Origin of the sequence: Pseudalkalibacillus hwajinpoensis (assembly GCF_039851965.1) — a bacterium.
GTDB classification, from domain to species: domain Bacteria; phylum Bacillota; class Bacilli; order Bacillales; family Guptibacillaceae; genus Guptibacillus; species Guptibacillus hwajinpoensis_E.
Window position 1 is genome coordinate 2,815,936 of record NZ_CP156674.1, and the last position, 17,851, is coordinate 2,833,786.

At 39.6% G+C, this 17,851-nt stretch carries 12 protein-coding genes; 11 read left to right on the forward strand and 1 reads right to left on the reverse strand.

Annotation, left to right across the window (positions count from 1 at the left end; all coding sequences use genetic code 11):
- Positions 1–63 precede the first annotated feature (63 nt).
- Complete coding sequence (locus ABFG93_RS14620) at positions 64–1,326, reverse strand: helix-turn-helix domain-containing protein (RefSeq protein ID WP_347548759.1); 1,263 nt, start codon at positions 1,324–1,326, stop codon at positions 64–66.
- Positions 1,327–1,540: 214 nt separating this feature from the next.
- On the opposite strand from ABFG93_RS14620, the gene ABFG93_RS14625 reads away from it, so the two are divergent.
- The 11 genes from ABFG93_RS14625 to ABFG93_RS14675 all read left to right on the forward strand — a co-directional run bounded on the left by ABFG93_RS14625 (position 1,541) and on the right by ABFG93_RS14675 (position 17,844).
- Positions 1,541–1,684, forward strand: coding sequence for a hypothetical protein (locus tag ABFG93_RS14625; protein ID WP_347548760.1), 144 nt, complete (start codon positions 1,541–1,543; stop codon positions 1,682–1,684).
- A gap of 333 nt (positions 1,685–2,017) precedes the next feature.
- Complete coding sequence (locus tag ABFG93_RS14630; RefSeq protein WP_347548762.1) at positions 2,018–3,922, forward strand: cell wall-binding repeat-containing protein; 1,905 nt, start codon at positions 2,018–2,020, stop codon at positions 3,920–3,922.
- A gap of 257 nt (positions 3,923–4,179) precedes the next feature.
- Positions 4,180–8,325, forward strand: coding sequence for a cell wall-binding repeat-containing protein (locus tag ABFG93_RS14635; protein WP_347548763.1), 4,146 nt, complete (start codon positions 4,180–4,182; stop codon positions 8,323–8,325).
- A gap of 118 nt (positions 8,326–8,443) precedes the next feature.
- Positions 8,444–9,229, forward strand: coding sequence for an SGNH/GDSL hydrolase family protein (locus ABFG93_RS14640; protein WP_347548764.1), 786 nt, complete (start codon positions 8,444–8,446; stop codon positions 9,227–9,229).
- Positions 9,230–9,333: 104 nt separating this feature from the next.
- A complete protein-coding gene (wecB, locus tag ABFG93_RS14645; protein WP_347548765.1) occupies positions 9,334–10,479 on the forward strand; it encodes a non-hydrolyzing UDP-N-acetylglucosamine 2-epimerase in 1,146 nt (381 codons plus the stop codon).
- Positions 10,480–10,671: 192 nt separating this feature from the next.
- The gene (locus ABFG93_RS14650) at positions 10,672–12,753 is read left to right on the forward strand and encodes a cell wall-binding repeat-containing protein (protein ID WP_347548767.1); all 2,082 of its coding nucleotides are present in this window, start codon (positions 10,672–10,674) and stop codon (positions 12,751–12,753) included.
- A 33-nt stretch (positions 12,754–12,786) separates the two neighbouring features.
- Entirely contained in the window at positions 12,787–13,422 is a 636-nt protein-coding gene (locus tag ABFG93_RS14655; protein ID WP_347548768.1) for a hypothetical protein, read from the forward strand.
- Between the two features lie 329 nt (positions 13,423–13,751).
- Positions 13,752–14,531: an ABC transporter permease gene (locus ABFG93_RS14660; protein ID WP_347548769.1), complete on the forward strand. Its 780-nt coding sequence runs from the start codon at positions 13,752–13,754 to the stop codon at positions 14,529–14,531.
- Positions 14,532–15,257 (forward strand): ABC transporter ATP-binding protein, encoded by a 726-nt coding sequence (locus tag ABFG93_RS14665; RefSeq protein WP_347548770.1) that lies wholly within the window; start codon positions 14,532–14,534, stop codon positions 15,255–15,257.
- Positions 15,254–16,462, forward strand: a complete 1,209-nt coding sequence (locus tag ABFG93_RS14670) for a glycosyltransferase (protein ID WP_347548771.1) — start codon at positions 15,254–15,256, stop codon at positions 16,460–16,462. Before ABFG93_RS14665 ends, ABFG93_RS14670 begins: the two co-directional genes overlap by 4 nt.
- Before the next feature lie 98 nt (positions 16,463–16,560).
- On the forward strand, positions 16,561–17,844 hold the full coding sequence (locus ABFG93_RS14675; protein ID WP_347548772.1) for a nucleotide sugar dehydrogenase: 1,284 nt from the start codon (positions 16,561–16,563) through the stop codon (positions 17,842–17,844).
- The last annotated feature ends 7 nt before the right edge of the window (positions 17,845–17,851 follow it).

Genomic DNA, 17,851 nt, shown 5'->3' on the forward strand with positions numbered 1-17,851 from the left:
TCCCACCATACTCGTAATTAGTAATACGTTTACAATTAGCTTTTTCATTTTATTTCTCCTTTTCTAATTCATGATTTTTTTTCTGGCATCATTAGCTAATCTAAAATAAAAACTTGAGTTTTTATATTGGCCATTATTAAAATAATGGTCTGCCAGCATTTCACCATATTCTGAAACGTAAAACCAATGATTTTTCTCTTCAAAATACTTCACAGCGTTTTTTAAGAGAAGTTCCTGGTTGTCAAACTGACTATTGTTAAGTTTCAATATCAGAACTTTAAAATGATGTATATATTCCAGGAACTCTGTTTTTTTCACTAAATCCATACCTTCATCAATCCAGTGACTTGCAAGTTCAAAGTTATTAATTTTTAAATATTCTGATGCAATTAGATAAATGGTTTTAGCTCGATCTTCAATTTCGTGCATTTCACTATTTTGAAGTGCAGATTGGTAGTATTGTAAGGCCATTTCCGAATTGTTTTGAAAGGAATAAACGTAACCAAGATCGTGATAAATAATACTTTTTAGACGTTTATCGTTGAATGATTCAGCATATTTTAATGCGTTTTGGAAATGGTGTTCTGCTTCACCGTAATTTAATATTACTCTATTATTTATACCTAATAGAATTTCTGTATCAGAAGCTCTTTTAAAATTGTATTCTTTATTAAATAAATCAAGGCACTTTATTGCCAGGTTGTTTGATAGTGTAATTTGACTAAGTCGATTATGAACAAGTGCCTGCTGATAATAAAATTCTGCCCATTCTGCACTATTAGATTTCATAGAAATTAATAGAAAATGAGCTTTCTTGTATTGTTCATTTGCTTCTTTAAATTTGGTGTTTTGGTAGTAATATAAACCTAAAAAATAATAATAGAAGTATTCAAGATCCTCAGATAATCTTTCCTGAACATGATAAAGTCGTTCTAAAAGGTCATTGGCCTTATCGGACTCTCTGAAAAGGATGTGGTATCTAAAAGAAAGGAGTAAATACTTAGTAAGCATATCAGGATCTTCTACTGTATCAATCTCCTCATCAATGCGCTTTTTATAACTAATAACCTCTTCAAAATTTCGCAAACGCATTTCTTTGTACCAGGAATCCAGGTCATTGTGCAGTTGTTTCATCTTGTCCTCATCATCAACTTGATCAAGAGAGACACCTAATTCATTACATAAATGTTCGACTAATTCTTCACTTGGCTGGGCAAGTCCATGTTCAATTTTGCTTAAGTAAGGAATAGAACAGATACCGGAAGCAAGTTGTTCCTGCGTGATGCCTTTCATTTGTCTAAAGTATCGGATTTTTGCCCCAATCATTCTTTGCTCCCTTTCTCCTAGAACTATTTGATTACAGTTTACTAAAAATTCTCAGAAAAGAGAATAGTTTTGAGATTGGGAAATATAGATGTGTTTTGGCCGTTTAACTGCCCTTTTTCCAAATCGTTTTCCCAACATTGAATGTCGAATGAATTTTCGAACTATACTGACCATTATATGGTAAAATGATGAAAATGAAAAGGAGGTGTCGAAATTGCAGGAAGATCGGGTTGAACGATTGGAAAGAATCATCACAAATTTAATTCAAATTATTGGAAGTGTACGAAAAGAACAGCATATCCTCGAAGAAAAACTTCAAACTATCCAGCAACAACATTTACATCAGGAACGTGTATAGTTTTTATAATAATTCCCCAATAAACGTGACATATTAATACACCCCATTAACTCATTCCATAAAGTTCTCCATTTTCTTCTGAACCTCAGTGTGATACTATTCTAGTGATTTGTCGAAATATTCGTTATGCAATGGATCGACAGGACGATTTGTTAGAGAGAGGTGTTACAACTGAAGTCGAAAACGATTCTATTTTTATGTTTTTTTAGTTTCATATTTTCATTGAACCATGAGGAGCTGCGAGCAGCTGGCAAAGATACAGAGAAGCTCCTCATTACATATGAGCAAAAAAGGGCACCGTCTCGGGTCTCAGAAACACCGAGTAAAGTGAGGGTGATCGAGGTCCCAGCGACAGAGGTGGATGAAACAATTGATCGCCTTCAAACAAATAAAGAAGTGGAACATGTTGAAGAAGATCAGCCGGTCTACCTGATGAATGCACAACCTGATGACCCATTGTTTTCTTATCAAAAAGCGTGGGTTGAGCAGATCGACTTATCGGGTGCATGGGATCTTGTACGAGAAAATGATACTTCCTCAGTCGTAGCGGTTATTGATTCTGGGGTAGATCTAAACCATCCAGATCTGAAAGCGAATATAACGGAGGGTGTGAATTTAATAACACCAGCTAAATTGCCTCAGGACGTCGATGGACACGGAACCAGGGTAGCCGGACTTATTGGAGCTGAAACGAATAATAAGATCGGGATTGCATCACCTTCTCGAGGGGTAATGATTATGCCGGTGAAGGTGACAGAGAATGGAACGGGAAAGTTATCAACAGTAGTTGAGGGCATACGATATGCCATTGACCATGGAGCAGATGCGATTAATCTCAGTCTTGGAAGTTACAATCATTCATTCGCGCTACGAACGATAATTGATGAAGCTATAGCTAATAACATATTAGTTGTAGGGGCTGCTGGGAACGATAATGATTCAGCTGTTGTTTATCCCGCTGCATATCCGGAGGTTTTATCAGTAGCTGCAGTAGAGACTGGGACCACGGAGAAAGCTTCTTTTTCTAATTACGGTTCATTAGTTGACATAGCAGCTCCAGGTACGGATATCTATAGTACATCTCTCAATGGTACATATGCCTTTGATGATGGCACAAGTGTTGCAGCACCGATTGCAATGTCATCAGCCGTTCTATTGAAAAAACATGCCCCATATCTAACAAACAAGCAAACTTTTAAGTTAATGAAATCAACTGCTGAAGAGTTAAGTGGCAGTTATTTACTCGGAAGCGGCTTATTAAATGTTGAGTCAGCTGTTAACGAGGTTTCAGAATATAAGCGGGTCTATGGTGACACAGCCATTCAGACGGCTATTGAAATTTCAAGAAATAGCTGGAGGACTTTAAAGAACCAAACGCTTGAAATAGATGGTCAAAGTCTTGAAGGAAAGTTTATCGTACTTGCACGCTCAGATGAATTTCCAGATAGTCTTGCAGCGTCTCCTCTAGCTTCAAAACTAGAAAGTCCGATTTTACTAACAAAAAGAAATGAGCTTTCAGCTGATGTAATGGGTGAAATAGAGAGACTTTCTCCTGATCATGTGCTTATCATAGGCGGAGAAAATGCTATACCAGAGAAGGTGTTAAATGGGATCGAATCAGTCGGAATCAATACGACTCGCATTGCCGGTGATAATCGATATGACACAGCAACCGAAATAGCTCAAATCGTTGATGGTGATACAAATCAAACATTCATCGTTTCAGGTGAAAAGTTCCCGGACGCTCTTTCAATTTCATCATTTGCAGCAAGACTGGAAGCACCTGTGGTATTTACCAAAGATCATGTTCTGCCTGAAGAGTCGATAACCTATCTAAAGCAGGATGTTAAAGAAACAGCCTATGTGATTGGTGGAGAAGAAGTAGTTGACGCTAACGTATTTGCATCTATACCTGCAATGGAGCGTGAGCGTATTGGTGGAGAAGACCGCTATGATACGAATTTTAAAGTGCTGCTCCACTTTGGCTTATCAGATTCGAGTGAAAAAGTGTATTTTGCCACCGGAATGAAATATCCTGACGCTTTGACAGGAGGGGCAGCTGCCTCGTTAACTGGGGAGTCAATTGTCCTCGTTCATCCTACAAGAGAGTACGATTCACTTAAAAAGTCCCTACTCTATTTAAATAACCAGGGAATAAATGACTATCGCATTCTCGGAGGTTCAGAAGCCATCCCTCTGGAAAAGGCCTGGAATCTAGATCAAATACTTTTTGAATAGATAGGAGAGAACGCCATGTAAATCATGGCGTTTTTTGTATCAAAAGTACTTTTTTTGCTCTTTCCACTATTATGCTTTTATGGACAAAAGTCCTAAAATATCTACAAAATATCAATTTTTTTCACATTTTTTACAGTTATAGATTGACTCTTAATCTAATTATAATTAAACTGAAAATAGTGAATTATTATAATAATCAATCGCTTGAGGAGGGGAGATTAGACGGATTTTACAAAAACTAAGGGGGATTTTTATTAATGACGTTTAAGAAAAAAGTCCTGTCTGTTGTTGCAGGCGCTTCACTCGTTGCTTCTTCATTCGCTGGTATGAGCTATAGCCCCGAAAAAGCTGAGGCTGCTCTCTCTGAAACAAAGAAATTTAAGCTTCCGGTAACTCAAGAAATTGCATCTCTTGCTGCGAGTGAACAGGCAAAGCAAGAACTAATTATTGTTGCTAATAAACATGGTGGTCCGGATCTAACAAAGGAACTAGAGAGTCTTGGAGTAACAGTGAAGAAGAATACAAATAACTATTTGTATTTAGCTGAAGTTCCAACTCACAAGGTTCTGCAGGTTTACCGCCTGGATTCTGTTGGAATGATTGGAGCGAATAGTGAAATAGTCCTAGAGAAGAGTGAGAATGAAGATACCGATCTTAAACCTAAGGTGAAAAACCCCGAAGAAATTGTGAAGCCTGCAACAGAAGAAACACATTCAGCAACCGGTGTTGATGAGTTTCATGATAAGTATGATGGGACAGGTGTAAAAGTAGGTATTATTGATACCGGTGTGGATCCTGGCCACGAAGCATTTACTCAGTATGGTGACGATGGAGAAGTTATTTCTTCAAAAGTTAAAGGTGTAGTGGATACTGTTGGTGAAGGTGATGTTTGGTTCCAGGACAGTGGAGAAGAAGGTGACTCTATTACTGTTGGAGACAACACGTACAATACTGAGGGTATTGATGCTGAAGATGATACATATTATTTCGGTACGTTGAATCCCGCTCCGTATGATTCAGATCAAGACGGAAATCCTATGTATAGAGATTTGAATGGCGATGAAAAAGGCGATGCAGAGTTCGGAGTTCTTCTCGTTGACGATGAGATCTATATTGATACAGACCAGGATATAGATTTTACTGATGAACAGCCGTACGGAGAAGGGGACGTAGATAGTTTAGATCTAAATGAGGAAGATGAAATCGCAGGTGCGAACTTTAGAGTTGCTTCACCAAGCCCTACTTATCCAGGACATCAATTCCCGGATTCAACTCTTTATCCATGGCCTGTAGCTTCCATTTTCTTTGATGGAGATGGACATGGTACACATGTTTCAGGTATCACAGCTGCGAATGGCCCTGCGAATGAAAATGAAACAGGTGCTGTAGCTGCTGAAGGAGTAGCCCCTGGAGCAGATCTTTACGGACTTAAAGTGTTTGACTCGGCTGGAAGAACGTATGGCTGGAGCATTGCAAATGCTATGTATCTAGCGGCAGTACCTGAAGAATTGGGTGGATTCGGAACAGATGTTGTAAACATGAGTCTTGGTTCTTCGCCAGACCTAAACGATGGTTCAGGAGCCTATGCGAAAATCATTGAAGACATGGGTGAACTGTTCGATACGATTTATGTCACATCTGCTGGTAATGATGGTCCTGGGGTCGACTCAGTTGGCGCTCCTGGAGATGGCATGAAGGCACTATCCATCGGTGCATACATTAATAGCAAGATGTGGGCAACTGAATATGGCTACTATCCGTATGGTAAAAATGCTGACGGTTCTCCTGTTCAAGGCGAAGGACTCTGGTATTTCTCAGCGAATGGACCTACGGAAGACGGCCAGCAGAAACCGGACTTTGTTGCTCCGGGATCAGCATATGCTTCATACCCCGAGCATTTAGGTAACTATGCAGTTCTTCAGGGTACTAGTATGTCTTCTCCTTATGTTGCAGGAGCTGTAGCAACTTTGAAGCAAGCGGCATTAAAGGATCGTATTCCTTTTGATTATGAGCTTGCTCGTGAAGCATTAATCCAAACAGCTGTACACGTTGATGGCTATACGCGAGTAGCAGAAGGAGCGGGACTAATTGATGTTCCCGCTGCTTATGAATACATTCGCAAACACTATATCAATGAAGTTAAAGAAGTGAACGTCACTGTTTACCACGGTGAGAAAGTTTCAGGCGGTCCTGGTCTTTATGTTCGTAACAAAGAAGTACCAGAAGAAGTGACTGTTACGGTTGAAAATCCAACGGATGAACCAAAGAGCCTTAACATCACTTCAGACTCTGAATGGTTTACACCTTCCGTTGATAGCATCGAGCTCGCACCGGGTGAATTTAAAGAAATGACCGTAACTTATGATAAGAGCAAAATGAGCGTTGGTGTGAATGCTGGAACTCTGTTAATTGATGACCCAGATACGGCTTATGCAGAAGCTCGTTCATTCCAGACAATCATTCTTGGAGAAGATTTTACATCTGAAGATCGCTTCCGTTTAACCCATGAAGATGAAGTACAGTCTTCTAAGACTAAGAGCTATTTCTTTAATGTAGAAGAAGGTGCTCAGGAAGTGCGTTTTGCGCTTGAAGCTCTTAAAGAAAACGATGAGTTCCAGGGCCGTGTCCGCATGCTTGTTATGAATCCTGATGGGGACCAGGTTAATGCGTTCCAGGGTTATGCTGGTTATGAGGGCCTTGGAGTAGAAGACTATGTAGCGAAAAGTCCTAAATCAGGTGTTTGGGAAGTAGCGGTTTACGGTACAGCTGACCCAGTAGATGGATATGATATGAACAAATTTAAGCTTGAGGCGTTTGTTCAGGATGTTGTTTCAAGTCCAGGAAAAATTGAACTTGGTAGCATGCCTGGGGCTGAAGTATCTAAATCTGTGACATTTGAAAACTACTTATCTACGAAACGTTCGGTAGAAGTGGTAGGCGGAGAATTTAGTAAGCCAGAGACAACTAAATCGCGAGAAACGGTAGCTGACGGCGGTGTATATGACAAGAAACTTACATTAAAGAATAATATTTCTCTTGATGTGTCAATTGGAAACACAAGCGATGCTGGGGATGACCTTGATTTGTACCTTTACCGCTCAGTAGATGGTAAGGTTGTTGGAGATTATATAGCGATCGATGCAGATGGAGACTCTGAAGAGTCAATTTCTCTTAAAAACCTTCCTGATGGTGAATATATTGTGAGAGTTGACGGGTATTCAACTGTTGCCGATACTACTGATTTCGACTTTTCTATTACTGAAGCAAAAGTACTCGAACCTGGAGCTGACGGTGCTGGTAGTATCGAAGTGACTGGTGAGTCGAGCTTTGATTTAGGCGTTGGTAAAAAAGCGACGACTGATGTGAAAATCACAACTCCTGAGGATAGTGGCAAGTACACTGCTGGTGTGTTCTTGAAAGACAAAGCAACTGGTGAAGTTCTTTCCATTATTCCTGTTGAAACAGATGGAGAAATGGTAGACGTCATTGCTGGTGACACTCGCTTTGATACTGCTATTGAAATTTCAAAAGAGATGTATCCTGAAGGAACAACTGCAGATACAGTGTTTATCGCAACAGGGTTTAACTTCCCAGATGCACTATCAGCAGGACCACTTGCTAGTGCTTATGATGCACCTGTTCTATTAGCAGGTAAAGATGGATTGCTCTCAGATGAAGTATTAAATGAAATTTCTCGCTTGAAAGCGAAAAATGTTATGATTCTTGGCGGAGAAAATGCCATTTCTAAGAAAGTAATTACTCAACTTGCTAATATCGGTGTAAGTACAGCTGATATTGAACGTCTAAGCGGGGATACACGTTATGATACGAACGTTCAAATTATCAATAAGCTGGCTGAAAAAGGTGTTGAAAGTGAAGCTGTTTTCCTTGCAACTGGTACGAACTTCGCAGATGCATTAAGTGCTGCATCCATTGCTGGTGCTAACGATATGCCAATCGTATTAACGGATGGTAAGTCACTTACTGAAGAAGCGAAGAAGGTAATGGAAGGTAAGATGGTTTATGTACTTGGTGGAGATGCTGTTATTACAGAAGATGTCGTTGAAATGACTGATAAAATTTCACTATCCACGAAACGCCTTGCTGGTGCGAACCGATTTGGTACGCTTGTTGAGATTCATAAGGAGCTTGGCTCTAATTCAGATCAACTGTTTGTAGCAAACGGAATGAACTTCCCTGATGCACTTGCAGCCGCTCCGCTTGTTGTAAAAGAACAAGGTAGCATGTTCCTTGTGAAGGGCGATGAGATTCCGAAAGAGATTGAAGCTTATCTAGTTAAGTACTTTACAACAACTGATGTATCAGGTGCTACTGTGCTTGGTGGAGATAACGCAGTTAATGAAGATGTGAGAGATCAGTTTAACAAATGGTTAAATAAGTAATTTGTTAAAAAAAGCCGCTCATTTTCGAGCGGCTTTTCAATTTGCACTTGCAATCATTTTCCCTTTATTACAATAATACTAATAGATACCATTATTCGACAGATTTTTAGGGGGAGTTATGAAGAATATCATTTTTCTACTAGCTTTCATTGGTTGCTTTGCGTTGGTGATTGCTGGTAAGTTTCATTGGGACGATAAAAATGAGCAGTCCGGTCTGGCTGTTAGTGCTGAAGTTGAATCTGGTTCATTGGCCGAGGAGAATAGTGTAAAGGAAAAACCAATTAGTGATGAAAAGTTGAAGAAATTAGTTGCGAATTTCCCTGAACAGCTTCACGAAAAAATGATGAGTTCAAACGAACCAGTTTCCCTTGTAATTATGGGCTCAGAAATGATTGGAACGAAAGAAGCTGGGCTGGAGTCAATTGTAGAAGAAGGTCTTGAAGAAGCCTACTGGAAAGGTGCTTTTAAGGTGGAGCAAATTACCTTTGAAGAGGCAACCACCAGCACAGTCGTTCAAGAAGAATTATATAAAGAGGTTATTCAACAAAAACCTGATGTTGTTTTAATGGAGACATTTACGCTTAATGACAATGGTAACGTTGTGATCGAAGAAAGCCATCAGAATTTATCTACCATCATTACTGAATTAAAGGAAGCCATCCCGGGAATTAGCGTTATGGTCATGCCTTCTAATCCAATTTCTGATCCAGACTATTATTCTCTTCAGATTAATAAACTTGGAGATTATGCTGAAAACAAAGACTTCATTTATCTCGATCACTGGGAAGCGTGGCCAGATGTTAACGATGAGGTTATAAAGAAATACTTAAGTGATTCCAAGCCAAACGAAAAAGGCTTCAACGTTTGGGGAGACTTTATCGTAAATTATATGAGTGGTAAGTGAACAAAAGCCTTCCTTATAATAGAGGGAAGGCTTTTGCTTTTTGGTGACTGTTTTAATATGATGTTAATGAACACGAATTTTATTCGGATAAAAGGAGAGTCAACATGGCACCTATCAAAGTAATAAGTGTTTTTGGTACCAGACCTGAAGCGATCAAAATGGCGCCACTGGTTAATGAGTTAAAGAAGTACCCACAATTCATTACGCCTCTTGTTGCTGTAACAGCACAGCATCGTGAAATGCTAGATCAAGTCTTAGCTATTTTTGATATTGAGCCTGATTATGATTTGAATATCATGAAAAGCAAGCAAACCCTGGCAGATATTACAACACGAGCGATGAACGGGCTTGACGAAATAATGAAAAAGGAAAACCCTGATCTTGTGCTTGTGCACGGAGACACAACGACAACATTTGCAGCGAGCCTTGCAGCGTTTTACAACCAGGTGTCAGTTGGACATGTGGAGGCGGGACTGCGTTCGTATAACAAAATGTCACCCTATCCTGAAGAAATGAACAGAATGCTCACTGGGGTACTCGCAGATCTGAATTTTGCTCCAACGATGAGAGCGTATGATAATTTATTGAATGAAGGAAAGTCAGAAAGTAGTATTTTTGTAACGGGTAATACAGCAATCGATGCGCTAAAAAGCACAGTTCGAAATGATTATTCCCATCCCCTGTTAGAAGAATTGAACGGAAAGCGTATGGTCCTGCTTACCTCACACCGACGGGAGAATCATGGACAACCAATGAGGGATATTTTTCGCGCAGTCAATCGAATTGTAAAGGAACATGAAGACGTGCATGTTGTTTTTCCAGTTCATTTAAATCCGATGATTCGCGAGCTTGCGGATGAAGTGCTGGGTGGAAATAATCGCGTTCACTTAACATCGCCATTAGATGTTATTGACTTCCACAACTTTGCTTCACGGGCAACGCTTATTCTTACCGATTCGGGTGGGGTTCAGGAAGAAGCACCGTCTCTTGGAAGTCCTGTTCTTGTTTTGCGCGAAAATACTGAACGTCCAGAAGGTGTTTCGGCTGGAACGCTTAAACTTGTCGGTACTGATGAAGACAAAATTTATTCAACCGCTTCCGAGTTATTAGCAAATCAAGACGAATACGAAAAGATGTCCAGGGCTTCAAATCCTTATGGAGATGGAGAAGCATCCAAACGGATCGTCGATGCGATTTTGTATCATTTTGAATTAACAAAAGAAAAGCCGGAGTCATTTATTGAATCATAAGCGATTAACAATTATGACTATTATTATGAAAGAAGCCGATCTAATTTAGTCGGTTTCTTTTTTTACATTTATGAGCCGAATATCAACAACGTAGGAAGATCTTCTTAATTTGCATTAATTATGAAACTAGAATGGAAGTTATGGTGATGCTGGTATAAAATGTATAGGATTACGTTGATAGGGGAGTGGAATATGAAGAAAAGCTTTATTGTGAGTAGCTTTGTTTTGTTAATTACGCTTTTTGGCGCACCTACCTTTACATTTGCAGAAAAATATTTAATAATCGATCCTGGTCACGGTGGTAGGTTTACAGGTACATCAGGTTATTCGGGAAATCAAACAGGATTCTATGAAAAGGTCGGAACACTTGAGATTGGATTAAAGCTTAGAGAGGAGCTTAAAGACACTGATATTAAAGTCTTTATGACTCGTGAAATTGATAAAGATTTTGCTAATGATTCGAAGGAAGATTTAATAGCACGTACGAAGGTAGCAAATAATTATGCAAAGGGTAACAATGATAATTCTATTTTCATGTCTATCCACCATAATGCGTATCCTTTCAGTACGCTTGTCCGTGGATATGAAACCTACTACTATAGTAAAGCAGCTGCCTGGGACGAGGAATACCCGCCAGATCCGATTCAAGTTTCTTATGAACTAGACAGTCGGCGTCTCGCAAATAACGTTCACCCACTTGTGCTGAATGAAACAGGATTATCAGACAAAAGAATACATAACGATCAGGCGTTTTTTGTGATCCGCAATACGCAGATGCCTTCTGTTCTAGTCGAGTTAGGGTACATGTCAAATCCTTCTGAAGAAAGTTTGATAAAAACGGATCAGTTTCAACAAAATGCCGCAGAAGCACTGGCGCAAGCAGCAAAGAACTTCTTTAAAGTTTTTGAAGTGATCGATAGTAACGGGAATGAAATAAAACAGTTCACTTCTCGAACTGAGGCGATTAACTATGCAAAGACGCTTAAGAATGTAATAGTGTTTGATAAAGACAAACAGGAAACAATCTATGATTCTATTAATGCTAGATATGAAGTTTATGCATCTAAGATGAGTGAGGCGACGAAATTTGTAACACTTTCTGATGCGATTGAATTTGCAAGAAACCAGAGTGATTCAAAAGTGATTGATACGAAAGAGGGCAGTGTTGAATGGTCCAATTATTTGTATCGCCCTTATCAGGTACGTGACCAAAATGGATCTTTGGGAAATTATTACGAATTAGATCAGGCGATTGATGCTGCAGACACGTTTGCGAAGGCCAAAGTGGTCAAACGATCATCTGAAGATGTTTTATGGACGAGCATTACTGGAGAAGAGATAACTAAGTCAGTCAAGACAAAAGAATTATCTGGAATCGATCGTTTTGAAACAGCGGTTAAGATTTCACAGGAATTATATCCTGACGGTTTTGATAATACGAACGAACATAAAACGGTTATCCTTACAAATGGGCTGGGGTATGCAGACGCCCTTTCAGTTGGACCTCTGGCAGCGGAGTTAGGCAATGCACCAATATTACTGTCGAGAGAAGCATCGCTTGATTCGTTTAGTAAAAAGGAAATTTCACGTCTTGATGCTGAAAAAGTGATTCTCATCGGTGGTCCAGCTGCGTTATTTAATAACGTAGAAAATCAGGTTAAAGATTTGGGCGTTGAAGTGGAACGAATAGGTGGCGCTAACCGGTATGAAACAAATCTATTGATCAATAAAAGGTTAAGCAATGTTAAAGGAGCTTTCGTAGCGAATGGCTTGACGTTCGCGGATGCTCTTGCAAGCGCCCCTATTGCTGCTTCATCAGGTTGGTCAATTGTTCTGTCTGACAGAAGTAAGTTAACCGAAGACGCTTTGGAGTATATGGACAATAAAGAGACGAAAATTCTTGGCGGGGAAACCGTTATGTCCGAAACCATTGAACAGCAGCTTGAGAGCATGAATGGTTCAAGCTCAGTTGAACGATTATCAGGAGACAATCGATACGAGACGCTTGCCGCGATTCTAAAGGAGTTTAGTGGTGAGATGGCGTCTGATACTGTTCTTCTCTCTATTGGACAGGATTTCCCAGATGCCCTCGTTGCTTCTACTCTTTCAGTTGAAACTAATGCCCCTTTAATCCTTGTACATGATGATTTGGATGCAAACGTACAGGATGTGCTATGGGATTACGGACTTGAAAATCGTGTTACTACCTTGACGAGGATCGGTGGTCGCGTAGAAGAAGATGCAGTAAAGCAAGTGAAAAACCGTTTATATTAATTGATGGTGACGAATGATATAAAGGAGGCATACATGAAGATCAGGATCGGCTTAATTGTAACGGCATTTCTCTTATTTACTACTGCCTGTGGAACAGCAACATCTGAGAGCTCGGACGCTGTTGGTGAGTCAGCAAATCAAACAAATGAACAAACAGATAGTAACGGAGCGCTTGAGGAAAAAGGTGTTAACCTTACGAACTATCGAGCTGAAGAGGGCGTGGTTAAATCTTTTACGTCCAATGGTCAACCTCATTTTAATGAGGAAATTATTGATCAAAATAAAACCTATGTGCAACGTGTGATTACCCTTGGAAGTATGAAGACGCTCCAAATTCTAAAATGGACTGAAGAAGACGTTTCGATCGTGGAAGAAGAAAGTAATCCGGAGCAGATACAAAGTAAGTTAGATGGGTTTGAAGCGGTAGAAGAAGTCGATACACTTTTAACGTTATCCGATGAATCGAATAGAACAGTAACCTTATTGGAAAGTGTGGAAGTACCATATGGGACATTTGAAGATGTTATTGAGATGAAGCGCAGCATTGGAGAGGAAAATATGGTCGTCACGACTTATTACGCGCCAAATACTGGGTTAATCAAGCAGGTTTATGAGATTGGTGGAGATCAACCACAAAAAGAAATCGTTGAACTCGCTTCAATTAAATAGAAATAGGGAAAAGCAGCCTTTATAGGGTTGCTTTTTACTATTAAAGAAAATCATATAAATAGAAACGTCAAAAGATGGCAATTCGCGTTTAATTGTGAAACAATTAGTAGATGATTGCTTTTAGAGAGCAACAATAAGATTTTGTTAGTTACGGTTGAATAAGGAGGTGGATTGACGAAATAGTGTTGAGATGTGTCGTTTTATATTTATAATCTCTCTTAAATTTACATCGTCCTTCTGTTTTTAGTAGACGTCAGAGGCGGAATTATATAAAATGTATAAAGATGTTTGCAAATATAAATGTAGTTAGATTGGGAGTTAAAAGACGAATGTTTAAAAAATTACTCAATGATTGGCGAAACAACAAAGACTTGCTTTACCATCTGACAGTATCTGAATTAAAATCTAATACAGCTAGAACATATCTTGGAACATTGTGGTGGATTATCGATCCTATTCTTTACATGGCGATTTACTATTTACTTGTAGGAGTTATTTTAGGTAGAGGTGGAGAGGACTATGCCGTTTACCTCTTTACAGGCTTAATACCTTTAAAGTGGGCGACTGCATGTATGGTCGATGCCACAACCGCCATTTCTTCAAAGGCAAGGATTTTACAACAGGTATATGTGCCTAAGCTGACATTCATCCTCGTTAGACTCGGAGTGAATACATTTAAGTTTCTCGTAAGTTCCATTATGATGGTATTATTCCTTTATTTCAGCGGAGTAGACCTAACGGTAAATGCGTTGAATTTCTTTATCGTTGTGCTATTTAATTTAGTGTTATTACTCGGGATAATGATCCTAATGGCCCATATCGGTGTGTACCTGAAGGACATCAAAAACATGATGCAATATATTTCACGTACACTGCTTTATTTATCACCGGTGCTTTTCCGCATGGAGGATGCGCCTGAAAGAATTCGAGAGCTTCTTTACTTGAATCCATTTACGAATTTTCTTGTTTCTTACCGAAATATCTTTCTATACAAGGGACAGCCACTTTGGGACAATCTTTTCATCATATTAGGATTCTCATTAGTACTGTTGTTCATTGGGATTCGCATCCTGAACAAATACGACAAACAATATGCTAAGGTGATTTAATTGAAAAAGGACATTATTGAACTTAATGATATATGGGTTTCGTATCCTGAGGACTCTGAGAATCCATTTAAGCGACTGATCAGCAAGGATAAGAAACAATTCTGGGCCTTGAAAGGTCTTGACTTCACGGTTAAAAAGGGTGAAGTGCTTGGGATTATTGGGCGAAATGGTTCAGGTAAAAGTACTTTATTGAAGCTGATGAGTGGATTGATTGAGCCAGATAAAGGGAATTATCATGTCGAAGGAAAGCGCCCAATGCTGCTTTCCCTCGGTGCGGGCTTTCAACCTGAATTGTCAGGCATCGAGAATATTTATCTAAATGCGCTTCTGTTAGGAAACCGCAAGAAGAAAATTGATGACAACCTTGAGGCAATCATTGAATTCTCTGAGTTAGACGACTTTATTTATAAGCCAGTGAGAACCTATTCTTCAGGAATGAAGGCAAGACTTGCTTTCTCAACAGCGATCATGCTTGATCCTGAAATTTTACTAATTGATGAAGTTCTGGGCGTAGGCGATTCTGCTTTCCAGAAGAAGTGTAAAGAGGCAATCCTTGAGAAAATTAAGCAGGATCGAACCGTTATTCTAGTTACCCATTCCTCAAACCTTGTGAAGCAAATTTGCGATCGGGTTGTTTGGATTCACCGTGGCGAACAGAAAGCAGTCGGTGAAACAAAGGGAATTGTCGAAGAGTACGATGCTTTTATGAAGAGTAAACAAAAATGAAGCACATCTTAATGATTCTTTTTAAAGATATTGATTACGATGCAAGGGTTCAGCGAGAAGCCATGGCACTAGCTGAGAGTGGGTACAGAGTAATGATCTGCTGCTTAAATGAGTATGATACGGATCCCCCTTTCCTTCATGAATTGATTATGATTCAAAAGTTTACAATTTCGACCAAGCAAGCTAAGAAGGGTCTATCAGGGGATAAGAAGGGGAAACCATCTCTTGCCACCCGAGTAATTAGGAGCCCGCTCGTTAAACTTGCTAAAGATCAATATGCAGCTTATGAATTTTATAAAAAAATAAAGCATTATGTATCTTCAGAGAAAGTGGACGCTGTTCACAGCCATGATTTAAATACCCTTTCTATTAGTAAAAAGTTAGCGAATGATTTCAAGTGTAAGCTCGTTTATGATTCACATGAGCTTTTTAATGAAATGACGGGTAGAAATGCCCTGGACAGGCGTTACGGATACTACATGGAAGGGAAATTACTTGAAGATGTTGACAGGCTCATCACAGTTAATCCTTTTCTCGTTGATAAGTTTAAGAACCGTTATGGAAGTAAACAGCCTTCTATTTACTTGCAAAACATCCCCATGCTTCGTGAGGAAAAAGAGCGGAAAAACGCGCACTATTTTCACCACCTTTACGGCTTTACTACGGATAAAACCGTTCTCTTATATCAGGGGGGATTTTCCAAAAATCGAGGTATTGAGCTCTGTGTGAAGGCTATGAAGCAGCTTGATGATCACTATCGACTTGTTTTACTGGGAGATGGCGACATTAAAGGAGAGCTTGAGCAGCTGGTTACTGAAGAGGGTCTGCAATCACGGGTCTATTTTCATCCTAAAGTTCCGCCTTCTGAAATCCTAGCCCTTACAAAAGAAGCGGACATTGGGCTTGTCATGTATGAGAACGTGAGTGAGAACAATTATTTTTCTACTCCAAACAAAATATTCGAATATATGCTCATGGGGCTTCCGGTTGTATCTTCTAACCATCCGGGGAAATCATATTTACTAGAGGAGTACGATTTTGGATTAGCGGTCGATGAAAATGAAGATGACATCGTTAGAGCAATTACATCAATCGATCAAAGACGTGATTACTATGTTCAGAAGTGCCGTGAAGCAAGCGAAATACTAAATTGGCCGAATGAATCAAGGAAGCTGATTGCGTTATATGAAGAGCTGCTTTCTTAGGGAAATGCCTCTTTGAAGGCAGTCGTTACCATCAGGTATTAAGCTTCACCGCTTAACCATGAAGTGTTTGAGCATTGCATGTGAGGAGTTGTAAAAAAATGAAACTTGTCGTAATGGGTCTCGGATATATAGGCTTGCCAACCGCGGTTATGTTCGCAAAGCATGGCGTTCAAGTACATGGCGTCGATGTCAATGAGCAAGTTGTTGAAACGCTACAAAATAAATCGCTTCACATCGAAGAGCCCGGACTGGGTGAAATGCTAGTAGAAGCGATCGAATCAGGTAACTTAACGTTTGGAACAAAACCTGTTTCAGCAGACGGTTTTATTATTGCCGTGCCTACACCTGTCAATCCTGATAAAAGCGCGAATTTAAATTACGTTCGTTCTGCTACAGAGATGATTAATCCATTTCTTGAAAAAGGGAACCTTGTCGTACTTGAGTCGACAAGCCCTCCCGGAACTACTTTAAAGGTAATGGCGCCAATACTTGAGTCAACCGGACTAAAAGTAGGAGAAGATTTACTTGTTGCTTATTCTCCAGAGCGCGTTTTACCTGGGAAGCTCCTTGAAGAATTGGTTAATAACAACAGAATCGTAGGCGGAGTGAACGAACAATCAAGTATCATGACAGAGAAGGTTTACAAAATCTTTGTAAAAGGTATTATTCACCAGACTGATGCAACCACTGCTGAAATGGTAAAATTAATGGAAAACACGTACAGGGACGTAAATATTGCTCTTTCAAATGAGCTAGCAAGGATTGCAGAGAATGTCGGATGCGATATCTGGAAAGCTGTTGAGCTTGCCAATTGCCATCCGAGGGTTAATATCCATTCTCCAGGTCCAGGAGTAGGTGGGCATTGTATTGCAGTCGATCCGTGGTTTCTTGTTGAAGCAAGTCCTGAAGATGCTACACTTATCAAAACGGCACGGTCTATCAATGACGGTGTACCCGAAATTATTGCGAATCAAGTTAAACAGCAGCTTGAAGGAATTGAGAAACCAAAGGTAGCCGTTCTTGGCCTTGCATATAAAGGAAATATTGGTGATGCACGTGAGAGTCCATCTCTTACGATTCTGCAACATCTTAAGGACATGGGTATTTCCTGTTCCGTGCATGATCCATATGTCATAGATAAACGGATTGATCATCAGTTCGAGACGGTTGAAGAGACCGTGAAAGATGCAGATTGTCTTCTTGTGCTGACAGATCATAATGAATACAAGGATTTAGATTTAGAGAAACTCGTCCCTCTCATGCGTCATGCTATGATGTATGATACAAAGAACATGATAAATAAAAAGCAGGCAGAAGATGCTGGCTTTCAATATGAAAAAGTGGGTAAATCCCAGATCAACACGAATTTATTACATTTATAAAGGATGA

What these genes read in the sequence shown, in the direction of transcription:
- ABFG93_RS14620 (WP_347548759.1), bottom strand. Translation starts at nt 1,326, where the DNA reads ATGATTGGGGCAAAAATCCGATACTTTAGACAAATGAAAGGCATCACG.
- ABFG93_RS14635 (WP_347548763.1), top strand. Translation starts at nt 4,180, where the DNA reads ATGACGTTTAAGAAAAAAGTCCTGTCTGTTGTTGCAGGCGCTTCACTC.
- ABFG93_RS14640 (WP_347548764.1), top strand. Translation starts at nt 8,444, where the DNA reads ATGAAGAATATCATTTTTCTACTAGCTTTCATTGGTTGCTTTGCGTTG.
- wecB (WP_347548765.1), top strand. Translation starts at nt 9,334, where the DNA reads ATGGCACCTATCAAAGTAATAAGTGTTTTTGGTACCAGACCTGAAGCG.
- ABFG93_RS14650 (WP_347548767.1), top strand. Translation starts at nt 10,672, where the DNA reads ATGAAGAAAAGCTTTATTGTGAGTAGCTTTGTTTTGTTAATTACGCTT.
- ABFG93_RS14655 (WP_347548768.1), top strand. Translation starts at nt 12,787, where the DNA reads ATGAAGATCAGGATCGGCTTAATTGTAACGGCATTTCTCTTATTTACT.
- ABFG93_RS14660 (WP_347548769.1), top strand. Translation starts at nt 13,752, where the DNA reads ATGTTTAAAAAATTACTCAATGATTGGCGAAACAACAAAGACTTGCTT.
- ABFG93_RS14670 (WP_347548771.1), top strand. Translation starts at nt 15,254, where the DNA reads ATGAAGCACATCTTAATGATTCTTTTTAAAGATATTGATTACGATGCA.
- ABFG93_RS14675 (WP_347548772.1), top strand. Translation starts at nt 16,561, where the DNA reads ATGAAACTTGTCGTAATGGGTCTCGGATATATAGGCTTGCCAACCGCG.